6 protein-coding genes are annotated in these 4,838 nt (G+C 41.2%); 5 read left to right on the forward strand and 1 reads right to left on the reverse strand.

Going from position 1 to position 4,838, the window contains the following annotated elements; translation table 11 throughout:
- Window positions 1-269: 269 nt before the first annotated feature.
- From coxB to BCG07_RS17875, 4 genes are read left to right on the forward strand one after another with little or no spacing between them, the layout of a single operon-like run.
- On the forward strand, window positions 270-1,412 hold the full coding sequence (coxB, locus tag BCG07_RS17860) for a cytochrome c oxidase subunit II (protein WP_006793774.1): 1,143 nt from the start codon (window positions 270-272) through the stop codon (window positions 1,410-1,412).
- Complete coding sequence (ctaD, locus tag BCG07_RS17865) at window positions 1,412-3,004, forward strand: cytochrome c oxidase subunit I (RefSeq protein WP_006793775.1); 1,593 nt, start codon at window positions 1,412-1,414, stop codon at window positions 3,002-3,004. The genes coxB and ctaD overlap by 1 nt, the downstream gene beginning before the upstream one ends.
- Window positions 3,005-3,535, forward strand: a complete 531-nt coding sequence (locus tag BCG07_RS17870) for a cytochrome c oxidase assembly protein (RefSeq protein ID WP_271479716.1) — start codon at window positions 3,005-3,007, stop codon at window positions 3,533-3,535. It abuts the gene before it with no gap.
- A gap of 35 nt (window positions 3,536-3,570) precedes the next feature.
- Window positions 3,571-4,446, forward strand: a complete 876-nt coding sequence (locus BCG07_RS17875; RefSeq protein ID WP_286891361.1) for a cytochrome c oxidase subunit 3 — start codon at window positions 3,571-3,573, stop codon at window positions 4,444-4,446.
- On the opposite strand, the gene BCG07_RS19930 is transcribed toward BCG07_RS17875, so the two are convergent.
- Window positions 4,346-4,657 carry a DUF2909 domain-containing protein gene (locus tag BCG07_RS19930; RefSeq protein WP_338109295.1) on the reverse strand — a complete coding sequence of 104 codons (312 nt, stop codon included), beginning with the start codon at window positions 4,655-4,657 and terminating at the stop codon, window positions 4,346-4,348. The two genes, BCG07_RS17875 and BCG07_RS19930, sit on opposite strands and share 101 nt — an antisense overlap.
- A 14-nt stretch (window positions 4,658-4,671) precedes the next feature.
- Between BCG07_RS19930 and BCG07_RS17885 the strand changes: the two genes are divergently transcribed.
- On the forward strand, window positions 4,672-4,838 hold a 167-nt coding region (locus BCG07_RS17885), incomplete at its 3' end, for an SURF1 family cytochrome oxidase biogenesis protein (protein WP_353743803.1).

Here is a 4,838-nt window from a genome sequence, read left to right on the forward strand (position 1 = left end):
CCAACTCTCTACTTTTTATATATTTATTGTTTGTTTTTAATACAAAAAACTTGCATGGTGGTTAAATATTAACTAATTGTTAATAAGCTGACGCTGGCAATACTCATCGCTTTTAAGTTTTGAGCACACACAATAAACTTTTGCTAGCGCAGTGAATGCCAATTTTTATAAATAAAACGGCATTAATAAAAAAATAAAAATAACGAATTGGCGTTTAAGCCGTATGCCTCTTCGCTTTGCACTAGCAACAGCATCAAAGGAGTCGTCACATGGGTAAACTTAGTTGTACCTTGTGGCTTATATTGTGTGTTTTTCCGCAGTTAGCCTTGGCAAATAGCCAATTTAATATGCGTAAAGGCGTTACAGATATAAGTGAAAATGTTTACGAATTACACATGACCATATTTTTTATATGTTGTGTGATTGGGATAATAGTGTTTGCCATTATGCTTTGGGCACTCATTCATCATCGCAAATCTAAAGGAGCGGTTCCCGCTCAATTCCACGAAAGCACCAAAGTAGAAATTCTTTGGACCGCCATTCCATTTGTTATTTTAATTGCTATGGCAGTGCCTGCTACAAAAACCTTAATAGCGATGGAAGATGCCAGTAAAGCCGACTTAACAATTAAAGTTACAGGTTCACAGTGGAAATGGCATTATGAATACATGGGAGAAGATGTAGAGTTTTACTCAATGCTTGCAACTCCTCAGGATGAAATAACTAATTTAGCTGATAAAAACCCAAATTATCTACTTGAGGTAGACAAACCCCTCGTACTGCCAATTAATCAAAAAATTCGTTTTTTAATGACCTCAGATGATGTTATCCACTCTTGGTGGGTACCAGACTTTGCCGTTAAAAAAGATGCCAACCCAGGCTTTATTAACGAAACATGGACCAACATAAACGAAGAAGGCATTTACCGGGGTCAGTGTGCCGAGCTGTGCGGTAAGGATCACGGGTTTATGCCCGTTGTGGTAGAGGCCAAATCTGAGGCTGACTTTAAAGTATGGTTGGCCGATGCTAAACAAGCTAAGCAACAAGCAGCTTTAGCTGATGCCGCTTTACTTGATCAAACATTACCTAAAGAAGAGCTAATGGAGCTGGGCGCTCAAGTATACATGGCAAGTTGTGCAGCATGTCATCAACCTACGGGGTTAGGGCTACCGGGCGTATTTCCGGCTCTTAAAGGCAGCCCAATTGTACTTGGCGATATCAAAGGTCATATAGACATACTTATTCATGGGAGCCCAGGTACGGCAATGCAATCATTTGCCAAGCAGTTATCTATAAAACAATTGGCTGCGGTTATTACTTACAAGCGAAATGCATGGGGTAACGATACCGGTGATGTTATTCAGCCTAGTGAGATTCAAGCAGCACTTGATGCCGACGTGGAGGCTAACTAATGAGTAGCATAGCAGAACAACCAAACGCCAATGAAGCGCATCATGCTCATCATCCAGCTAAAGGCTTTAAGCGCTGGCTTTATACAACAAATCATAAAGATATTGGCAGTTTATATTTAATATTTTCGTTGACCATGTTTTTAATTGGTGGCGCCATGGCTATGGTGATCAGGGCCGAACTATTTCAGCCTGGGTTGCAGTTGGTCGATCCCCACTTTTTTAATCAAATGACTACAGTTCACGGTTTAATAATGGTGTTTGGCGCCGTTATGCCTGCCTTTACGGGATTAGCCAATTGGATGATACCGTTAATGATAGGTGCGCCAGATATGGCATTACCTAGAATGAATAACTGGAGTTTTTGGATTTTACCTTTCGCATTCTTAATTTTGCTTGCTTCTTTATTTATGCCTGGAGGAGGTCCTGCTTTTGGCTGGACCTTCTATGCTCCGCTTTCAACCACATACAGTAACGACAATACTGCCTTGTTTGTATTTGCGGTGCACATAATGGGTATTAGCTCAATTATGGGTGCTATTAATGTGGTTGTGACTATAGTTAATTTGCGTGCACCTGGGATGACGTGGATGAAACTCCCCTTGTTTGTATGGACATGGCTAATAACGGCATTTTTACTCATTGCTGTTATGCCCGTTTTGGCAGGGGCGGTGACCATGGTTTTAACCGATAAATATTTTGCGACTAGCTTTTTTGATGCTGCCGGCGGTGGCGATCCGGTGATGTTCCAGCATATTTTTTGGTTTTTTGGTCACCCCGAAGTTTACATCATGATTTTGCCAGCCTTTGGTATCATTTCAACCATAGTGCCCACTTTCTCGCGTAAAAAGCTATTTGGCTATGCATCTATGGTTTATGCCACGTCATCTATAGCATTGCTAAGCTTTATTGTGTGGGCGCATCACATGTTTACCACCGGTATGCCGGTAGCTGCAGAGCTATTTTTTATGTACTCCACAATGCTGATATCGGTACCTACCGGCGTGAAAGTATTTAATTGGGTAGCCACCATGTGGCGCGGTTCTATTAGCTTTGAAGTCCCTATGATGTTCAGTATTGCTTTTATAGTGCTGTTCACATTAGGTGGTTTTTCAGGGTTGATGCTTGCTATTACTCCCGCTGATTTTCAATACCACGACACTTATTTTGTAGTGGCTCATTTTCATTATGTGTTAGTGACAGGGGCGGTATTTTCAATCATGGCCGGTGCTTATTACTGGCTGCCAAAATGGACTGGCAATATGTTTAATATCACGCTGGCTAAGTGGCATTTTTGGTTGTCGTTAGTCAGTGTAAATGTGCTGTTTTTTCCAATGCATTTTGTGGGTTTGGCTGGTATGCCTCGTCGTATTCCTGATTATGCACTGCAATTTGCAGACTTCAACGCAATTATAAGTATTGGTGGTTTTGCATTTGGTTTATCTCAGCTGTTGTTTGTAGTGGTTGTTTTTAAATGTGCAAGAGGCGGCGAAAAAGTCCCTGCAAAAGTGTGGGATGGCGCTGAAGGGTTAGAGTGGGAAGTTGAATCCCCTGCGCCTTACCATACCTTTTCAACACCACCGGAAATTAAATAAATGACACACGCACCGCTCCTTAAACGCTTGGTTATTATAAGCATAGGTATGTTTGCGTTTGCGTTTGCCTTAGTGCCGTTATACGACGTGTTTTGTGACTTAACCGGGCTAAATGGTAAGCCATCGTTAGAGCAAGCGCAGCAAAGTAGCGTGATTGAGCAAACAAGGGACGTTAGCGTGAGTTTTACAACTCATGCACAAAGCGGTGCACCTTTTGAGGTGAAATCAAAAGAGTACAGTGTGGTTGTAAAACCCGGAGAAATGCGAGAAGTCGTTTTTAGCGCAAAAAATAGTAGTGAACTCGATAAAGTTATGCAGGCAGTACCGTCTGTTTCACCAGGCAAAGCGGCAAAATATTTACACAAAATGGCCTGCTTTTGCTTTGATCAACAACCCCTAAAAGCGGGAGAAGAGCTCGAATTTAAATTGCTTTTTTATGTTGATACAGCGCTTCCAAGTGATGTTGAAGAGCTAACTTTGTCTTACACCGTATTTGATATTAGTGAGCAACTAGTTGCCAGTAATAACTAGCAACAAACACTAGTGCGAAACTAGGAGCAAGTAAAATGAATCAAGAACATGAGCATTATTACGTACCAGAGCAAAGCCCGTGGCCCATTGTAGGGGCGGTTGCGTTGTTTTTTATCGCCGTAGGCGCAGGCTTAACAGTTATGGAAGTTGGCAAGGAAGGGGGAAGCGGTGTTTATTTACTTTATGCCGGTATAGCCGTTCTTTTATATATGTTATTTGGCTGGTTTAAAAATGTTATACATGAGTCAGGCCAAGGGTTGTACTCAGCACAAATGGATCGTTCTTTTCGACAAGGCATGAGCTGGTTCATTTTTTCTGAGGTTATGCTTTTTATGGCCTTTTTTGGTGCGTTATTTTATGCACGTATGATTTCAGTGCCTTGGTTGGGGGGCGCGGGTAACAATGCTATGACTAATGAAGTGTTGTGGCCTACTTTTGAAGCTATGTGGCCTTTGGTTGTTACACCCTCCGGTGACACAACCCAAGCTATGGGGTGGCAAGGCCTACCATTGATCAATACGTTAATTTTAATCGCGTCATCAGTTACGCTGCATTTTGCCCATGTTGCAATGGAGAACAACAAACGTAAACCACTGAAAGTGTTTTTAGGACTTACGGTGTTATTAGGCGTGTGCTTTTTAGCATTGCAAGTAGAGGAATACGTTCATGCATACAATGACTTAAATCTAACATTAGATGCCGGTGTGTACGGTAATACATTCTTTTTGCTTACAGGCTTTCATGGCATGCATGTCACACTCGGAGCCATACTTTTATTCGTCATTTTAATACGAATATTAAAAGGTCATTTTACCAAAGAAAAGCACTTTGCGTTTCAAGCTGCTGCTTGGTATTGGCATTTTGTTGATGTGGTATGGCTGTGTTTATTTGTGTTTGTATATGTGCTGTAACGTTTATGGGCGAGCTATTTGCCTTTATATAACCGAGCTTAACTGCTGCGATTGTGACCAATAATACAACAACCGAAAACAACACTCGGCGTCCTAAAAAGTGAGACATAGGTCGCCCGTTTGTTTTTCCAGACACCATAATAAATAGCGCTCTAAATAAGTTAAAAAGTATAAACATTAACAACAGTACAATAATAATTTTAATAATCACTGAGTTGACCCTTTATGCAAGTAGTTTTAAGGCACAAACAAAAGCTTAGTTCAATAATCACAATTTGTATGGTTGTGGTTGTCGTACTGGTATGTGTGCGCCTAGGTTTTTGGCAATTAGAACGAGGTGAAAAAAAACAGCAACAGCTCACTGCTATTGCTCAAATACAAACTCATGGTGT

It is taken from the genome of Pseudoalteromonas sp. ESRF-bin5 (assembly GCF_002632075.1).
GTDB lineage: Bacteria > Pseudomonadota > Gammaproteobacteria > Enterobacterales > Alteromonadaceae > Pseudoalteromonas > Pseudoalteromonas marina.